At 43.3% G+C, this 17,131-nt stretch carries 15 protein-coding genes and 7 tRNA genes; 9 read left to right on the top strand and 13 right to left on the bottom strand.

Translation table 11 applies throughout. The annotated features are described in order from the left end of the window. Window positions 1-7 precede the first annotated feature (7 nt). The gene (gene prfA, locus IEW93_RS11220) at window positions 8-1,093 is read right to left on the bottom strand and encodes a peptide chain release factor 1 (RefSeq protein WP_188739413.1); all 1,086 of its coding nucleotides are present in this window, start codon (window positions 1,091-1,093) and stop codon (window positions 8-10) included. A gap of 14 nt (window positions 1,094-1,107) precedes the next feature. Continuing rightward, complete coding sequence (gene hemA / locus IEW93_RS11215; protein WP_188739412.1) at window positions 1,108-2,358, bottom strand: glutamyl-tRNA reductase; 1,251 nt, start codon at window positions 2,356-2,358, stop codon at window positions 1,108-1,110. A gap of 236 nt (window positions 2,359-2,594) precedes the next feature. Here hemA and lolB point away from each other — a divergent pair, with 236 nt between their 5' ends. The 3 genes from lolB (at window position 2,595) to IEW93_RS11200 (ending at window position 5,157) form a co-directional block, all read left to right on the top strand. Beyond that, window positions 2,595-3,206: a lipoprotein insertase outer membrane protein LolB gene (gene lolB / locus IEW93_RS11210; RefSeq protein WP_223418744.1), complete on the top strand. Its 612-nt coding sequence runs from the start codon at window positions 2,595-2,597 to the stop codon at window positions 3,204-3,206. Between the two features lie 39 nt (window positions 3,207-3,245). Continuing rightward, window positions 3,246-4,118, top strand: coding sequence for a 4-(cytidine 5'-diphospho)-2-C-methyl-D-erythritol kinase (gene ispE, locus IEW93_RS11205; protein WP_188739411.1), 873 nt, complete (start codon window positions 3,246-3,248; stop codon window positions 4,116-4,118). 91 nt (window positions 4,119-4,209) lie between these two features. Beyond that, a complete protein-coding gene (locus tag IEW93_RS11200; protein ID WP_188739410.1) occupies window positions 4,210-5,157 on the top strand; it encodes a ribose-phosphate pyrophosphokinase in 948 nt (315 codons plus the stop codon). 62 nt (window positions 5,158-5,219) lie between these two features. Here the strand turns inward: IEW93_RS11200 and IEW93_RS11195 are convergent, their stop codons facing one another. The 11 genes from IEW93_RS11195 to IEW93_RS11145 form a co-directional block, all read right to left on the bottom strand. Then, on the bottom strand, window positions 5,220-6,275 hold the full coding sequence (locus IEW93_RS11195) for a patatin-like phospholipase family protein (protein ID WP_188739409.1): 1,056 nt from the start codon (window positions 6,273-6,275) through the stop codon (window positions 5,220-5,222). A 169-nt stretch (window positions 6,276-6,444) separates the two neighbouring features. After that, window positions 6,445-6,519 (bottom strand) — tRNA-Gln (locus tag IEW93_RS11190). A gap of 64 nt (window positions 6,520-6,583) precedes the next feature. Then, window positions 6,584-6,668 (bottom strand) — tRNA-Leu (locus IEW93_RS11185). Window positions 6,669-6,776: 108 nt separating this feature from the next. Continuing rightward, window positions 6,777-6,853, bottom strand: a tRNA-Met gene (locus IEW93_RS11180). Window positions 6,854-6,858: 5 nt separating this feature from the next. Continuing rightward, window positions 6,859-6,933 (bottom strand) — tRNA-Gln (locus IEW93_RS11175). A 23-nt stretch (window positions 6,934-6,956) separates the two neighbouring features. Next, a tRNA-Gln gene (locus tag IEW93_RS11170) sits at window positions 6,957-7,031 on the bottom strand. A gap of 49 nt (window positions 7,032-7,080) precedes the next feature. Further along, window positions 7,081-7,165 (bottom strand) — tRNA-Leu (locus IEW93_RS11165). A 43-nt stretch (window positions 7,166-7,208) separates the two neighbouring features. Next, window positions 7,209-7,285: transfer RNA gene (locus IEW93_RS11160), tRNA-Met, on the bottom strand. Between the two features lie 204 nt (window positions 7,286-7,489). Then, the gene (ychF, locus tag IEW93_RS11155) at window positions 7,490-8,581 is read right to left on the bottom strand and encodes a redox-regulated ATPase YchF (protein WP_188739408.1); all 1,092 of its coding nucleotides are present in this window, start codon (window positions 8,579-8,581) and stop codon (window positions 7,490-7,492) included. A 78-nt stretch (window positions 8,582-8,659) separates the two neighbouring features. Then, window positions 8,660-9,247, bottom strand: coding sequence for an aminoacyl-tRNA hydrolase (gene pth, locus IEW93_RS11150; protein ID WP_188739407.1), 588 nt, complete (start codon window positions 9,245-9,247; stop codon window positions 8,660-8,662). 157 nt (window positions 9,248-9,404) lie between these two features. Continuing rightward, the gene (locus IEW93_RS11145) at window positions 9,405-10,637 is read right to left on the bottom strand and encodes an FAD-dependent monooxygenase (protein ID WP_188739490.1); all 1,233 of its coding nucleotides are present in this window, start codon (window positions 10,635-10,637) and stop codon (window positions 9,405-9,407) included. Between the two features lie 420 nt (window positions 10,638-11,057). On the opposite strand from IEW93_RS11145, the gene miaB reads away from it, so the two are divergent. The 6 genes from miaB to IEW93_RS11115 all read left to right on the top strand — a co-directional run bounded on the left by miaB (window position 11,058) and on the right by IEW93_RS11115 (window position 17,120). Further along, complete coding sequence (miaB, locus tag IEW93_RS11140; RefSeq protein WP_188739406.1) at window positions 11,058-12,482, top strand: tRNA (N6-isopentenyl adenosine(37)-C2)-methylthiotransferase MiaB; 1,425 nt, start codon at window positions 11,058-11,060, stop codon at window positions 12,480-12,482. Between the two features lie 158 nt (window positions 12,483-12,640). Beyond that, window positions 12,641-13,705: a PhoH family protein gene (locus IEW93_RS11135; protein ID WP_188739405.1), complete on the top strand. Its 1,065-nt coding sequence runs from the start codon at window positions 12,641-12,643 to the stop codon at window positions 13,703-13,705. Then, window positions 13,702-14,172, top strand: coding sequence for an rRNA maturation RNase YbeY (gene ybeY, locus IEW93_RS11130; protein ID WP_188739404.1), 471 nt, complete (start codon window positions 13,702-13,704; stop codon window positions 14,170-14,172). The genes IEW93_RS11135 and ybeY overlap by 4 nt, the downstream gene beginning before the upstream one ends. 45 nt (window positions 14,173-14,217) lie before the next feature. Beyond that, the gene (corC, locus tag IEW93_RS11125; protein ID WP_188739403.1) at window positions 14,218-15,096 is read left to right on the top strand and encodes a CNNM family magnesium/cobalt transport protein CorC; all 879 of its coding nucleotides are present in this window, start codon (window positions 14,218-14,220) and stop codon (window positions 15,094-15,096) included. 3 nt (window positions 15,097-15,099) lie between these two features. Continuing rightward, window positions 15,100-16,662 carry an apolipoprotein N-acyltransferase gene (lnt, locus tag IEW93_RS11120; RefSeq protein WP_188739402.1) on the top strand — a complete coding sequence of 521 codons (1,563 nt, stop codon included), beginning with the start codon at window positions 15,100-15,102 and terminating at the stop codon, window positions 16,660-16,662. A 167-nt stretch (window positions 16,663-16,829) separates the two neighbouring features. After that, on the top strand, window positions 16,830-17,120 hold the full coding sequence (locus tag IEW93_RS11115) for a DUF6482 family protein (protein ID WP_188739401.1): 291 nt from the start codon (window positions 16,830-16,832) through the stop codon (window positions 17,118-17,120). Window positions 17,121-17,131: the final 11 nt, after the last annotated feature.

Raw genomic sequence — 17,131 nt, 5'->3', positions numbered from 1 at the left:
TCACTCCTTATTCGTCTGCAAGGGCTGCAAGCATATCAGCCTGATGTTCTTGCATGATGGGGTCAAGCAACGCATTTAAGTCACCTTCCATCACTTCATTTAAGCGATATAAGGTTAAGTTAATGCGATGATCGCTTACGCGCCCTTGTGGGTAGTTATACGTTCTGATGCGCTCAGAACGATCACCACTGGCAACCAGACTACGACGAGTCGACTCTTCGGCGCTACGGCGTTTTTCATCTTCAACAGCTTGAATTCGAGCTGCCAATACACTCATGGCTTGGGCACGGTTTTTATGCTGCGAACGTTGATCCTGACATTCAACAATAATGCCCGACGGAATATGGGTAATACGAATGGCAGAGTCGGTTTTGTTAACGTGCTGACCGCCCGCGCCTGATGCACGGAAAGTATCCACTTTAAGATCGGCAGGGTTAATCGAAATCGCTTCAGCTTCAGGGACTTCGTGCAGTACCACTACAGTACAAGCAGATGTGTGCACACGGCCTTGAGATTCGGTTTCAGGGACTCGTTGCACCCGGTGTCCGCCTGATTCAAATTTTAGTTTACCGTAGGCACCTTCGCCACTCACCTTGACAATGATTTCTTTAAAACCGCCATGCTCGCCTTCATTGAGGTTCATGACTTCCATTTGCCAACGGTTAGCTTCACAGTAGCGTGAATACATACGGTATAAGTCGCCAGCAAAAATCGCTGCTTCATCACCACCTGCACCAGCACGGATCTCAAGAAACGCGTTAGTGTCGTCGTTTGGATCTGTTGGCAATAACAAAATTTGTAATTCGGCTTCTAGCCTTTCAAGGATCTGCTTTGACTGCTTATACTCTTCTTGCGCCATTTCGCGCATGTCAGCATCGTCTTCTTCAAGCATTTCTTTGGCATATTCGAAGTCTTTTTGCGCTTGTTGAAATGCCTTAAAACTACTGACAACATCTTCAAGCTGTGAGTATTCTTTTGATAATGCACGGAAGCGGTCTTGATCCGCAATCACGCTAGCATCACTTAGTAATGCCAATACTTCTTCATTACGCTCAAGCAAGCCTTCTAGCTTGCGGATAACGGATTCTTTCATTTAGCTCGCTAACCTTAGTTTTTATCTAAACCAAGCGCAGTTCTTAATAAGCCCAACGTATTCAAATCGCCTTGACGACTGGCTGAGGTTAGCGATTGCGTAGGGGCGTGAATTAAGCGATTCGTTAGCCTATTTGCTAATTCGACTATCACTTGCTCACTGTCACCGCCCTGAGACAACTTGTTCAAGGCTCGCTCAACTAACTCATCTTTTATCGCCAAGCTCTGGCTGCGATATTCGCGAATACTGTCGACTGACTCTAAAGACCGGATCCACTCCATAAATAAGTGCGATTGTTCTTCAGTAATTAATTCTGCTTGCTCGGCGGCTTCCTTACGTGAAGCCATGTTCTGTTCAATAATGCTATGCAGATCGTCGACAGTATAAAGGAATGCGTCGTCTAACTCACCGACTTCTGCTTCAATATCTCTCGGAACTGCAATATCAACTAACAACATCGGTTGATGACGACGTTGTTTTAATGCTTTTTCAACCATTCCTTTACCTAAAATAGGTAAAGGACTTGCTGTAGAGGATATCACGATATCGGCTTTTGCGAGAAAGTCTGGTATTTGTTGTAAAGTAATTGCAGTGGCATTGAACTCTTCGCACATGGCTTGAGCACGCTCAATGGTTCGGTTTGCCACCACCATTGACGCGACGCCATTATCTTTTAAATGTTTCGCAACAAGCTCAATTGTTTCACCGGCACCAATTAACAACACTTTGGTTGTGCTTAACGACGAGAAAATATGTTTAGCCATGCTCACCGCAGCAAAAGCCACTGATACGGCTGCTGCACCAATTTCAGTATCTGTGCGAACTTTTTTGGCCACTGAAAACGTATTTTGAAACAGGCGATCTATTGTTGCGGCTGTGGTACCCGCCTCTTTGGCTTTAACAAATGCTTGCTTTACTTGCCCTAAGATCTGCGGCTCACCTAACACTAACGAATCAAGCCCTGAAGCTACACGCATTAAATGTTTAACCGCTACTTGTTCTTCATAGGCATAAATACACGGCATTAAATCATCATGATTGAGTTGATGATAATCTTCTAGCCACTCTATAATGTCTTGTTTTTCAGCATTATTACAGTAAAGTTCAGTGCGGTTACAGGTAGACACAATAACAGCCTCACCCGTGCGAGTGCGACTCGCCAAGCTTTTCATGGCGTCATGAATGCGGTCTGGAGAGAAAGCGACTTTTTCACGCAAATCTACCGTGGCGGTTTTATGGTTTATCCCGATTGCTACTAGGCTCATTTGACTGTATCAAGTTCTTTTCGGTAACGTTAATTAGGCTATTCTACTGAATTGAACCAACTAAAAACACAATTGGCTTAACAAAACCGAATAAATGTCTAAATTTTTATTTCTTAGATATAAAGCAATTATCTTATGGGTTAGATTAAAATCACATTAATTTTAGAAAAGCATTTTTACATCATAGCTTAAGCCCAGTATCATTAAGCCATCTTAAGCAACCGCTAGGCAAGCCATTGCGTTTATCCATATCCGCGTTACACACATCTGTTATTGTCATCCTGTTTTTGCTATCAGGTTGTACTATTACTCCGTCAGAGCAAATGACCCCTATAGATGTGAGCCAAGCTTCGCAAGCCAAAGCTTGGGAACTTCAAGGTAAAATTGCCGTTAAAACCGCAGAAGAAAAATTCAGTACCAATTTATATTGGTTACACCAACCAACTGCTAATGATTTACGCCTAACCACAGTATTAGGCACCACTGTGCTGGTATTAACCACCACAGAAGGCATGGCCACACTCGAAGTTGACGGAAAAACTTACCATGACAGAAATGCCCAAGAACTATTAACCGGTATTAGTGGCTGGTCCATTCCGTTAGACAACTTACCATTGTGGATTACAGGCCAAACGAGTAGCAAAGATGAGGTTGTAAGCTACAATTCTGATGGCACCATTAAACAACTTATTAGCAATGATCCACAAGCAGATTGGCATGTTACGTTTATGAGTTGGCAACAACAAAGTGGTGCCCCAGTACCTAAGCTATTAAAAATTGAACGTGATGATGTGCAAATAAAGATCCAAACAAACCAATGGACAGCGGTAAAGATCAACACCAAATAAGCACACGGTAAATTGATCTATCAACAAGGTAGTGAAAACATGAAATCAGCCAGCTCACTTAAATCAGTTGCCTCTAAAAGTTGGCCTGCGCCAGCAAAGCTTAATCTTTTTTTACACATCACAGGTCAACGGCCTGATGGCTACCACGAATTACAAACACTTTTTCAGTTTATTGACCATTGTGATTACCTGGACTTCCATGTAACAGAATCGGCCGATTTGGTGTTACATTCAAATCTTGGCGATTCTGTCGCTGACAGAGATAACTTAATTCTTAAAGCCGCAAAATCACTAAAACGTTACACCCAATATAAAGGTGGAGCGCATATTTGGTTAAATAAATTACTCCCTATGGGTGGAGGATTAGGTGGAGGTTCGTCTGATGCCGCCACCACATTAGTGGCGTTAAATGCGCTTTGGAATACCAATGTTTCTCGATCAAAACTTGCAGAAATAGGCTTGGCATTAGGTGCGGATGTACCTGTTTTTATTAATGGTTTATCAGCCTTTGCTGAGGGAGTGGGCGAACAACTTATTAACGTTCAACCTGCCGAGCCTTGGTACCTTGTCATTGTACCTAAAGTACATGTATCGACTAAAGAGATATTCCAAGATCCTGATCTGCCACGTAACACACCAAAATTAGACATGAGCAGTTTATTGACACAAAAATGGACTAATGATTGTCAGAAACTCGTCACAACTAAGTACCCTCAAGTTGCCAATGCCTTAAGCTGGCTGGTAGAATATGCGCCGTCAAGAATGACCGGAACTGGCGCATGCGTGTTCGGGGAATTTACACATTCGCAGCAGGCCCTAGATGCTTTAGCCGAATTACCGGCCGATATGCAAGGCTTTGTCGCAAAAGGGATGAACAAGTCACCGTTACTGACGCGGCTTGAGCAACTCTAACAACATATTTTTCTTCTGGGTCAGTTTTGAGTGATAACACGTAAAATTGATCTAGCCTTTAATAGTAAAGCAAACACCTGAGGTTCATAAAGTGCCCGACATCAAGCTCTTTGCTGGTAACGCTACCCCAAATCTAGCCAATAAGATTGCAGAACGTTTATTTTGTAAGCTTGGCGACGCAGTTGTAGGCCGTTTCAGCGACGGTGAAATCAGTGTTCAAATAAACGAAAATGTACGTGGTGCGGATGTATTTATCATCCAATCTACTTGCGCACCAACTAACGATAACCTCATGGAGCTTATTGTAATGGTTGATGCTCTTCGTCGTGCGTCTGCTGGTCGTATTACTGCCGTTATTCCTTACTTTGGTTATGCTCGTCAAGACCGCCGCGTGCGCAGTGCCCGTGTGCCTATCACCGCTAAAGTTGTTGCAGATTTTTTGTCTAGCGTTGGTGTTGACCGAGTATTAACATGCGACCTACACGCTGAGCAAATCCAAGGTTTCTTCGACGTACCAGTAGATAACGTGTTTGGTAGCCCTGTGTTACTTGAAGACATGCTAGCTAAAAAGCTTGAAAACCCAGTTGTGGTTTCGCCAGACATTGGTGGCGTTGTTCGTGCGCGTGCGGTTGCCAAGCTATTAGATGATTCAGATCTTGCGATTATCGATAAGCGTCGCCCACAGGCCAACGTTGCACAAGTTATGCACATTATTGGTGATGTACAAGGGCGTGACTGTATTATTGTTGATGACATGATCGACACAGGCGGTACGCTATGTAAAGCAGCTGAAGCCTTGAAAGAGCATGGTGCTAACCGCGTATTTGCATATGCAACTCACCCTGTCTTTTCAGGTAATGCAGCTGAAAACATTGCAAATTCAGTCATCGATGAAGTGATCGTAACCGACACAGTACCTTTAAGCCCAGAAATGCTTAAAGTGGATAAAGTGACTCAACTGACCATGTCAGCTGTACTTGCTGAAGCCATCCGCCGTGTTAGCAACGAAGAGTCTATCTCTGCGATGTTCCGCCACTAATATTGCCTTCAATTAGTCGCACACTAAAACGCACTCATTGAGTGCGTTTTTTATTGTCTCGATTATGCAGATAATGCCTGCGGCTGCATACCATGTTGGGCATGAAAGGCAACTGGCGATAACTCATCTTCATTACCTTGTTGAAAATTACCTGGTTGCAAATTAACTCGTTGCAAAAATGCATTCCCAGCAGCAACACCAGAGCGATAGTCTTGTCGCAAATCAGCATCGGTACTGCCAAGTAATTTGCTCTGCAAAGTGTCATCAGCAAAAATTTGCACTATTTCGACACCAGCAGGCGGATTAGCCATAAACGCAAGCTCTTCCTGATAAGCTTGTTCATGCTGTACTAGGTAATCAATGGTTTTAGGGCAATAACCTGAGACACAAATCCACGATTTAAGCTTATGCACCCACGCTGATTGCGCTTGAAAGTCAGCGTTTACCGTGCGGATCACCACAATTTTGCGCGCACCACGCTGATAAGCCTCTCGCACCGGTAATGGCGCAGCTAAGCCACCATCTAAAAAGAAGTCTTCTTGTATTGATGAAGTTTGCTCTGCAGATTGATTTGCCGCATCTGACGCCAACCATGGCGTTAACTTAACACCCTGCTTATAAAGGAACGGTAACGCACTTGATGCCTTTAACAGTTCGCGCCAGTGGTTACTATCATCACTAGGACTTAAAAAGTATCCTTGACGGTCTCTGGCATTGGTTGCAGTAATTAATAATTGTCGCTGCCCTAACGTTTTACTGGCGGTTTCAAAGTCTAATGCAAAGCTGCCACGTGTGGTTTTATCAAAGTACCAATCTAAATCCACCACATGACCACCAACAAGACCACGACCTAACTGGTAAAAACGTTTATGTCGCGATAAGCCGCGAATTAATCGCTTTGCATAGCCTTTTTGTCTGGCTAAAAAGCTGGTGAGGTTTTGCGATCCGGCAGAGGTACCAATAAATAAATCAAATGGGTCAAACTCAGCATCTAGCCACGCATCAAGTACCCCTGCAGTAAAAATACCGCGCTGACCACCACCCTCAGCAATGAGTGCAGTCATGGGCGCGGATCCTTGCTTAGCAGAAGTGAATGGTGAGTAGTCTTGGGTGTTCATAGTTGACCTGATACTAATAATTAATTGCATAAGGTCATTCTAAACAACGATGGCGTGGTTGGATAACCGATAGAATCAATTGTGTTAATAGGAAAAGACTATCGATACTTCACAAACACTAAAAAATACAAAGCAAAAAGCCCGTCATAAAGACGAGCTTTTTAGAATTTGGCTGGGGTACCAGGATTCGAACCTGGGGATGCCGAGATCAAAACCCGGTGCCTTACCGCTTGGCGATACCCCAATAATTTGTTTATTTATTATTTTTATTGTGGATCAAGAAGGTAAATCTATTTGACTCAATTTGATGGTACGGGAAGAGAGACTTGAACTCTCACACCTTGCGGCACCAGAACCTAAATCTGGCGTGTCTACCAATTTCACCATTCCCGCATCAAATTTTAACTTTGAGTATACCCTAATTATAACAAGAGTAAACTTTGACTTCTACAGGCAATAAGCAATCACTTAATGTTAAGACCTTACTCTACCCTGTAAAAATGGTAGCAATAGCGGGACTTGAACCTGCGACCCCAGCATTATGAGTGCTGTGCTCTAACCAACTGAGCTATATTGCCAAAGATGGCTGGGATACAAGGATTCGAACCTTGGAATGCCGAGATCAAAACCCGGTGCCTTACCGCTTGGCGATATCCCAATAATCTTTTTCTAACTAATAAATGGCTGGGATACAAGGATTCGAACCTTGGAATGCCGAGATCAAAACCCGGTGCCTTACCGCTTGGCGATATCCCAATCAAACTTGTTGAAATGCCCGCTTAACTAAGCCAGCGTTTCTAATTAATGGTACGGGAAGAGAGACTTGAACTCTCACACCTTGCGGCACCAGAACCTAAATCTGGCGTGTCTACCAATTTCACCATTCCCGCACTACGCTCTAGTTTTACATCTTGAGTAAGATGTGCAAAGTAATGGTAGCAATAGCGGGACTTGAACCTGCGACCCCAGCATTATGAGTGCTGTGCTCTAACCAGCTGAGCTATATTGCCACTACTTTTTTGCAATCCCTCTTGGCGAGGAACGGGGCGTATTATGCTTATTCAGGTTATCGAGGTCAACTGGTTTTTTTCGCTATTTTCATCAATTCGTATTGTTCGGCTATAACTTCACCAAACTGGATGCCGAATCGACAAAAAAACCAATTAATCTCCCCCTAATCTGACTTTACGCCCCATCACTATCTTAAATAACGCTTACACGTTAAATAAGAAATGCATTACGTCGCCGTCTTTAACGATATACGTTTTACCTTCTACACGCAATTTGCCAGCTTCTTTTGCACCGGCTTCACCTTTGTAGGTAATAAAATCACTATAAGCCATTACTTGCGCACGAATAAAGCCGCGCTCAAAGTCTGTATGGATAACACCAGCAGCCTGCGGCGCAGATGCACCAACCGGAACGGTCCAAGCACGAACCTCTTTTACGCCTGCAGTAAAATATGTTTGCAGATTCAGTAACTCGTAACCTGCACGAATAACACGGTCTAAACCTGACTCTTCTAGGCCTAGATCAGCCATAAACTCAGCACGGTCCTCTGCTTCCATTTCAGCAAGCTCTGACTCAATAGCGGCACAAACAGGCACCACAATTGCATTTTCTGTTGCAGCAATGGTACGCACAACATCTAAGTGTGGGTTATTTTCAAATCCATCTTCAGCAACGTTAGCAATGTACATTGTTGGTTTCATGGTTAAGAAGTTTAAGTAAGCAACGGCTGCTTTTTCTTCTTTAGTTAACTCCATTGAGCGCAACATTTTGCCTTCATCTAAAACAGGGCGCATTTTTTCAAGTACGCTCACTTCAAATTTAGCATCTGAGTCACCACCTTTGGCGCGTTTAGCTTGACGTAAAATAGCACGTTCACACGAGTCAAGGTCAGCTAAAGCAAGTTCAGTGTTAATAACTTCAATATCGCCCGCTGGGTCAATCTTGTTTGCCACATGAACAATGTTTGGGTCTTCAAAACAACGCACCACATGGCCAATGGCGTCTGTTTCACGAATGTTTGCTAAGAACTTATTACCTAAACCTTCACCTTTAGAGGCTCCTGCAACTAAACCTGCAATGTCTACAAACTCCATTGTGGTAGGTAATATGCGTTGTGGTTTTACAATTTCAGCTAACGCGTCAAGACGTGGGTCTGGAACAGGCACCACACCAGTATTTGGTTCAATCGTACAAAACGGAAAGTTTGCCGCTTCAATACCCGCTTGTGTTAACGCATTAAACAGCGTTGATTTACCCACGTTTGGCAAACCAACAATGCCGCATTTAAAACCCATATGCTTACCTTTATATATGTAGAATTATCCCACTGGATAATGATGTCGAATAAGGTGTTAAAACAAAACTAGCTGTGCTTATTCTGCTTTAAACGAATGTAATCTGTGCATGGCTTTCACCATGTCTTGTTTGAATAAAATCTCAGTAGCACGCACGGCTTCATCAATAGCAGCGTTTATAAGCTCTTGCTCTGCTGCGGGCGCTTTACCTAGCACATAACCGCTGACTTTATTTTTATCGCCTGGATGGCCAATGCCAATACGCAAACGATGGAAATTTTTGTCGTTTCCCAAACTGGCAATAATGTCTTTTAAGCCATTATGCCCGCCATGCCCACCGCCTAACTTAAATTTAGCGACACCGGGATCCATGTCTAATTCATCATGGGCCACTAAAATCTCTTCAGGCAAAATGCGGAAAAAATTGGCCAATGCAGCGACAGATTTACCGCTTAAATTCATAAATGTTGTTGGGATCAACAAACGGACATCTCTACCATGCAATATCGCACGAGCAGTGACACCAAAATATTTACTGTCAGCAACCAAAGGAGCGTTACAAATACGCGCTAACTCTTGCACGTACCACGCCCCCGCATTATGGCGAGTTTGTGCATATTCAGCACCAGGGTTTGCCAGCCCAACAATCAATTTAATGTTACTCATTACAACCTAATCTGTTTATCCGCAATAAACCTGTCGGCAACTTAACCCCCAATCAAGCGAGGTTGCAAGCGCATACATGATGCAAAACGCGGCATTTTAGCATTCAAATGGCTTGTCAACAAACCACAAGTTTAGCGGATGCAGACCTAAGGGGGTGCTAGTTCAATCCAAGAGCATACTTTAATACTTTACGTTTTATGGGGGAGTCGATATTGGCCAGTTTTAATGCACCATTACGCATTAATTTAAGTGGGAGTAAGTCATTGCTAAAACTGGCATAAAAGGCGTCCATCGCGGTCATCATGAGTTGATTATCATAATAACGCGACTGTTGATAACGCTTTAATACTGGCGCTTGCCACCACGCTTCATTACGACAAATTGCATTAGCCACTTGCGCCACCAACACATCAACGTCTTTAAAGCCGATATTGACTCCCTGGCCAGCAAGGGGATTAATGGTATGGGCCGCATCACCAATAATGACCAGGTTATCCTGGTAATAACGCTGGGCATGTCGGCGAGTTAACGTAAAACTGCCGCTGCTTTGAACGCTAAAGTTAGGATCTAATCTTGATGGGAAATGCTTTTTGATTTGTTCAGCCAATTGCAACTGACTTAATTGTGATAACTGCTTAATACGATTTGCATCGTCGTACCACACTAATGATGCATTATGACCTGGAAGGGGTAATAAACTTCGTGGACCAGCGGGAGTAAATTGTTGCCAGGTAACTGATTGCTGCTCAGTTTGAGTATGAATATTAATTAGCATTGCTGATTGAGCATAATCCCAACCTGTCACTCCTATTCCTGCCCATTGGCGCACTTGAGAGTTTGCACCATCAGCACCAACAAGTAACCTTGTGCGCAATACCAAGCCATTATCTAAGCTAATCTCAATTGCGTCCATCTCGCTGCTGCGAGTAAATTGATTTACTTTATTTGGACAAAGCAGATCAACATTATCCATGCAATTTATTTGATTCCACAAACTCAGTTGGATAAGACGATTTTCAAAAAAATACCCCAGGCGCGCCTGACCAACTTGCTCCGCTGTAAATGAGGTTAAACAACCGTCCATTTCCCAGGTTTCTAATCCGGTATATGGTGCATGACGCATGGTTAATAACGCTTCCATAACACCTAAACGAGTTAACAGCTGCTCGGTTGCCACACTGATAGCTGAAACTCGTACATCTAATGGTTGCTCAGGATCGTAATCTTGCACAGCACGGGCTTCAATCACTGCGACTTTTAATCCAAGCTGCCCAAGACCAATGGCGGAGGCTGCGCCCACCATACCACCGCCAACAATCACGGCATCGTAAGCAGTTGAAGATTGAGTATCCCTAGTGTCTCGAATGTCTTGCATCGTATCGATATCCATAAAAAGTAACTGAGTATTTTCGCGGCTAAAAGGTCCAAGCATGCTGTAAGAGCACTTAATAGGCCACTTATCAAAATAGATGGCTCACCAGCCAACGCCTAAGCTTAAGTCATCTTGTTCGACAAACCCATTTGTAATGCGATTAATTATGCCCTATATCCACAAAACACGGAAAGGTTTAGCCAAGTTTATCGTGCCCCCCACTAAAACGGCTGCCTCCCCAGGCTAAAGAACACGGTTAAATAGGCTTTTTATGTGTATATTCAGAATGTTTTGCCTAATCGCTTAAAACATTACATTTTGAAGGGGTATCAAAAACTTTACCGCTAAACGAGCGAAACTTGCACTAGTGCTAGCCAGAGCGCCCGACAACAGGTAAAATATCGCGCTATTTTTACTGTTGTTTACTGGCGAGCACTGATGAGTAAAAAACTTCATATTAAAACCTGGGGCTGTCAAATGAATGAGTATGACTCATCAAAGATGGCTGATTTATTAGACGACTATCAAGGGTACACCTTGACCGAAGACGCGAGCGAAGCAGACGTATTGCTGCTCAATACTTGCTCTATTCGTGAAAAAGCACAGGAGAAGGTTTTCCATCAGCTAGGGCGTTGGAAAACCTTAAAAGACAAAAATCCAAACCTCATTATCGGTGTGGGTGGTTGTGTTGCTTCACAAGAAGGTAAAGCCATTAAAGATCGCGCTCAATGCGTTGACATTATTTTTGGCCCTCAAACCTTACATCGCTTGCCTGAAATGATCGAACAGATCAAACGTGGCGAAAAAGCGGTTATTGATATTAGCTTTCCTGAAATCGAAAAATTTGACCGTCTGCCTGAACCTCGTGCTGAAGGCCCAACGGCGTTTGTGTCGATTATGGAAGGTTGCAGCAAATACTGCTCTTTCTGCGTAGTACCTTATACACGTGGTGAAGAGGTGAGCCGCCCATTAGACGACATCATTCTTGAAGTCGCGCAATTAGCAGCTCAAGGTGTACGCGAAGTCAATTTACTTGGCCAAAACGTTAATGCATACCGCGGCGCCACTCACGATGATCAAATTTGTACATTCGCAGAGTTATTACGCTTAATCGCCTCGATTGACGGTATCGATCGTTTACGCTTTACCACCAGCCATCCGATTGAGTTTACTCAAGATATTATTGATGTGTACGAAGACACGCCTGAACTTGTAAGCTTTTTACACTTACCAGTGCAATCAGGTTCTGACCGTATTTTAACCCAAATGAAACGCGGTCATATGGCAATTGAATACAAGTCAATCATTCGCCGTTTACGCAAAGCGCGTCCAGACATTCAAATTAGTTCTGACTTTATTATCGGCTTCCCTGGCGAAACCGCTGAAGACTTTGCAGACACCATGAAGTTAATTGAAGACGTGGCATTCGATCACAGCTTTAGCTTTATTTACAGCGCCCGCCCTGGAACACCAGCAGCAGATCTCCCCGATGATGTAAGTGAAGACGAAAAGAAACAACGTTTAGCCATTTTACAAGACCGCATCACCCAACAAGCGATGCGTTACAGCCGTCAAATGTTAGGCACGGTTCAACGTATTTTAGTTGAAGGTCCTTCAGTAAAGAATCCAATGGAGCTTCGCGGTCGTACTGAAAACAATCGTGTAGTGAACTTTGAAGCACCACACACTCACATTGGCAGTTTTGTTGATGTGAAAATTGTCGATGTATATACCAACTCACTACGTGGCGAATTTATTCGTGGCGAAAGTGAAATGGACTTACGCCGCAGTTTACGTCCGTCTGATATTTTAGCAAAACACAAACAAGATGATGTTTTGGGTGTGACCCAATTTAAGCCATAAATCAGCTTGATTAAGAATGCAAAATAAAGGCGGCTAGTCCGCCTTTATTTTTGCCAAAAATTAGGCGTATTATGGTAATTCAATAAAGACACTCGTAAACTGAGGTCATACAATCTATTTTCTTTTTTGTTGTTACAAACTAATCACTGGAGCCTTATTTGACCACTAAAGTCACTACCATGAACTTGTATCTTGAACCATCAGATACACGCCGTTTAGCCTCATTATGTGGCCCATTTGATGACAATATCAAACAGCTTGAACGTCGTTTAGGCGTAGAGATAATCCATAAAAACAACCACTTTACTATTGTTGGTTTGCCGCGTAATGCCTTAAATGCTAATAATTTATTACGTCAACTGTATATCGAAACCCAAACCGTCAAAGGCAGCACTCCAGATTTAGAACCCGAAGTTGTCCACCTAGCCATTCAAGAAGCAATCAATCTTGAAGCAGAGCAAGAGTCAGATGACAGCAGCATTCACATCAAAACCAAACGGGGTGTTATTAAGCCTCGCACGCCAAATCAAAGCGTATACATGCACAATATCACCCGCCATGATATTAGTTTTGGTATTGGCCCTGCTGGTACAGGTAAAACCTATTTGGCCGTAGCCGCAGCAGTCGATGCTTATGAGCGCCAAGAAGTACGTCGTATTTTACTAACCCGCCCAGCGGTTGAAGCGGGTGAAAAACTGGGATTCCTACCAGGCGATTTAAGCCAAAAAGTCGACCCTTACTTACGCCCGCTTTATGATGCGCTGTTTGAAATGATGGGCTTCGAGAAAGTTGAAAAACTCATTGAACGCAGTGTTATTGAAGTCGCTCCACTTGCTTATATGCGCGGCCGCACGCTCAATGATGCATTCATTATTTTGGACGAAAGCCAAAACACCACAGTAGAGCAAATGAAAATGTTCTTAACTCGGATTGGTTTTAATTCACGAGCAGTGATTACCGGTGACATCACTCAAATTGACTTACCACGCAGCCAAAAGTCTGGTTTACGCCACGCAATTGAAGTTCTGAGTGAAGTGCCAGAAATCAGCTTTAACTTCTTTATTGCGCAAGATGTAGTCCGTCATCCAGTGGTTGCGCGTATTGTTGAAGCTTATGAAGCATTTGAGCAAAAAGAACAGATTGAGAAGGCGGCAAAAGAGCAAGCTTACCGCGAACGCGAGCAAAAACGTCAGCAGCAAGAAAACCAGGAGTCGGCACAATGAGCCCACACGAGATATTGCTAGATCTGGACTTACAAATTGCAGCCGAAAATGTAAACATTCCAACCCAAGCTGAATTTGAAGCTTGGGTACGAACGGCCATCGGCCAAACCATGCCAGAGGTTGAACTGACCATACGGATTGTTGACATTGTCGAAAGCCAGCACCTTAACTTAACCTATCGTGGCAAAGACAAACCCACTAACGTGTTGTCGTTTCCCTTTGAGGCGCCACCTGAAGTGGAACTGCCTCTATTAGGTGATTTAGTCATTTGTGCAACGGTCGTTGAACAAGAAGCTATCGAGCAAAATAAACCCTTAAATGCCCATTGGGCACACATGGTCATACACGGCTGCTTGCATTTACTAGGTTATGACCATATTATCGACGAGGAAGCCGATGAGATGGAGTCATTAGAGACCCAACTTGTTGAAGGCTTAGGTTTTTCAGACCCCTATAAGGAAGCATAAATAAGCATGGTATATCTTATAGATAGCCTTGTTTAGAGAAATATTATGAGTGACGATATCCCCCCGAGTACAAACGCCCACAAGAGAAGCTGGTTCGACAAAATCAACCAACTATTTCAGGGCGAACCTCAAAATCGCGAAGACTTAGTTGACGTCATTGCAGGCGCTGAAATGCGCGACCTGATAACCGAAGACACTCGCGAAATGATTAAAGGTGTATTAGAGGTTTCCGACCTGCGTGTACGCGACATCATGATCCCGCGGTCACAAATAGTAACCATTCAAGTCGACTCTAGTGTCGAACAACTGCTAGAAACAGTTATCGACTCAGGTCATTCTCGCTTCCCGGTTGTCAATGAAGACAAAGATCATATCGAAGGTATCTTGCTAGCCAAAGATTTGATCAAGTACGGTTTCAAACAATCGGATGAACCCTTCACACTCGCTCAGGTGATCCGCCCAGCCGTGGTCGTGCCAGAAAGCAAACGCGTTGATGTACTACTCAAAGAGTTTCGCTCGCAACGTTATCATATGGCCATTGTAGTGGATGAATACGGTGGTGTGTCTGGATTAGTCACTATTGAAGATATTTTGGAAGAAATCGTTGGCGAAATCGAAGACGAATTTGACCATAACTCGGTAGAAGATACTGAAATTAAAAAACTCAGTAACACTGTGTTTATGGTGAAAGCCTTAACTGAAATCGACGATTTTAATGAAGCCTGTGGGACAAGCTTTAGCGATGAAGAGTTTGATACCGTTGGCGGTTTAGTGTCGCATGCCTTTGGTCATCTACCAGAGCGTAATGAAAGTATTGTTATCGACAATATTGAATTCAAAGTCATCAACGCAGATAACCGCCGTTTAGTGCAACTTCGTGTTAAGCTACCCGACCCCAACCTTAGCGAAGAATTCGACGACTAAATCGTGTTAAACAATCAATCTGTATACTCTAACTTGAGTATTGTCAGTCTGGTGACAGCATTTATTGCTGGCGCCAGCACTGCGTTATCTTTTGCGCCCTATGAAATTTGGGCCGCATACCCACTCGCGCTGACTTTTGCGCTATGGCAAAGCAAACCATTAAATGCAAAACAAAGCCTGTATTACTGGCTCAGCTTTGGATTTGGCTGTTTTGTTGTTGGTATCAGCTGGGTACATGTCAGCATAGACACCTTTGGTGGTATGCCCATTTTTGTGTCTATGGCATTAATGGCTATCTTGGCGCTTTATTTAGCTATTTATCCTGCAATTTGCGGCTATTTACTCAAAAAGCTATCTCAAAAAGAGCGCTATACCTTATCGCCAATCTTACTGTACCTAGGCTTATTTCCTGCATTGTGGGTATTAACAGAATGGCTACGCGGTTGGGTGCTAACAGGATTTCCGTGGATATGGGCAGGTTACAGCCAAACCGCTGGACCATTAAGTGAATTAGCCAGTTTTATTGGCGCACTTGGGTTAAGCTTTGTCGTCGCTCTTGTTGCTGGAGCATTAATGCTGCTAACACAAAAGCGGGCATTACCAGCGTTAATCATATTTCCTGTTTTAGTATTAAGCGCTTGGGCAGCACCGCAGCTCAACCCGATTTCTGCCAGCGGTAAAACGGTAAAGGTGGCGTTAGTCCAAGGTAACATTCCACAAAGTATGAAGTGGGAACCTGAAGCGCTTTGGCCTACCATGCTAAAATACATGGATCTTACTCGCGCTCAATTTGATGAAACCTCAAGCGTTGATATCGTCATTTGGCCAGAAGCCGCCATACCCGCTCCAGAAGCCATGGTTGAAGATTTTTTAGCTAATGCAAATCAAGTTGCTAACATCAATAACATGGCCATTATCACTGGAATAATTAGCCACCAGCAACAAGACTTTTATAATTCGCTGATTGTATTAGGTAATCATAATAAAAAGCAGCAACAAGGTGCTGATTACCTTGGCGATGGCAGCAATGAGTTTAAAAAACACCATTTGTTGCCTATTGGTGAATTTGTGCCCTTTGGTGATTTACTTCGCCCCATTGCACCTTTTTTTAATTTACCAATGTCATCATTTCAACGAGGTGACTACACACAGAAAAACCTTACCGCTGTCGGTTACCATATTGCGCCGGCTATCTGTTATGAAATCGTATTCCCAGAACAAGTTAGAGCAAGTGTAACTAATCAAACCGATATGTTACTCACCGTCTCAAATGATGCTTGGTTTGGTGCATCGAATGGGCCATTACAGCATATGGAAATCGCTCAAATGCGCGCCATCGAAATGGGTAAACCACTATTACGAGGCACAAATAACGGTGTTACTGCGATTGTAGATCCCCGAGGGCGAATAACAGATGCCATTCCACAATTTGAGACTGGTGTGCTGGTTGCAGAAGTCCCACTTTACAAAGGGGAAACCTGGTTTAGAAAAATAGGTCAATACCCCCTACTGATATTATGTGGATTGCTGTTAATGATAGCTGTGGTCAATTATTTACGTAAATAATCTACGTAAACAATCTACGTAAACAATCCACATAAATGTACATCTTCCATAATAGGTTATCTCATTGAGGTAACCTATTTTTTTATCCTCCAGTTTATCATCGATTAAATATTGAACTATATCCACCTAAGCATCGTAATACACGTTACACAGCAACGGAGGCGATTATGCAACTACCAGAAATAAAGTCAGCCATTAGCCAGCAGGCCCAGCACCCAACCATTATCAGTTATGCTGATTCAAACCATTATTTATTGGGTATAGAAGATGAACAAGGGAACTTTAAAAGTGCTCGTGATAAAACGGGTAAATTAATGAGCCTTAATTCCATTACACAAGCAAAAGAGCTGCTTAAACAACATGGAATTCATTACGCCATGATAGAGATCCAAACGGCTTATGATGAAATGATCGGTAACAGCAGTAGTCATCATTGCCGTTACCGAGTCGAGTTTTAACCAAACTAGGG

It is taken from the genome of Shewanella inventionis, assembly GCF_014641855.1.
GTDB classification, from domain to species: domain Bacteria; phylum Pseudomonadota; class Gammaproteobacteria; order Enterobacterales; family Shewanellaceae; genus Shewanella; species Shewanella inventionis.
Note: the sequence above shows the minus strand (reverse complement) of the source record. Positions and strands in the feature narration are given on the sequence as shown.

Coding starts and splice junctions, on each gene's coding strand:
- prfA (WP_188739413.1), bottom strand. CDS start 1,093: ATGAAAGAATCCGTTATCCGCAAGCTAGAAGGCTTGCTTGAGCGTAAT.
- hemA (WP_188739412.1), bottom strand. CDS start 2,358: ATGAGCCTAGTAGCAATCGGGATAAACCATAAAACCGCCACGGTAGAT.
- ispE (WP_188739411.1), top strand. CDS start 3,246: ATGAAATCAGCCAGCTCACTTAAATCAGTTGCCTCTAAAAGTTGGCCT.
- IEW93_RS11195 (WP_188739409.1), bottom strand. CDS start 6,275: ATGAACACCCAAGACTACTCACCATTCACTTCTGCTAAGCAAGGATCC.
- ychF (WP_188739408.1), bottom strand. CDS start 8,581: ATGGGTTTTAAATGCGGCATTGTTGGTTTGCCAAACGTGGGTAAATCA.
- pth (WP_188739407.1), bottom strand. CDS start 9,247: ATGAGTAACATTAAATTGATTGTTGGGCTGGCAAACCCTGGTGCTGAA.
- IEW93_RS11145 (WP_188739490.1), bottom strand. CDS start 10,637: ATGGATATCGATACGATGCAAGACATTCGAGACACTAGGGATACTCAA.
- miaB (WP_188739406.1), top strand. CDS start 11,058: ATGAGTAAAAAACTTCATATTAAAACCTGGGGCTGTCAAATGAATGAG.
- ybeY (WP_188739404.1), top strand. CDS start 13,702: ATGAGCCCACACGAGATATTGCTAGATCTGGACTTACAAATTGCAGCC.
- corC (WP_188739403.1), top strand. CDS start 14,218: ATGAGTGACGATATCCCCCCGAGTACAAACGCCCACAAGAGAAGCTGG.
- IEW93_RS11115 (WP_188739401.1), top strand. CDS start 16,830: ATGCAACTACCAGAAATAAAGTCAGCCATTAGCCAGCAGGCCCAGCAC.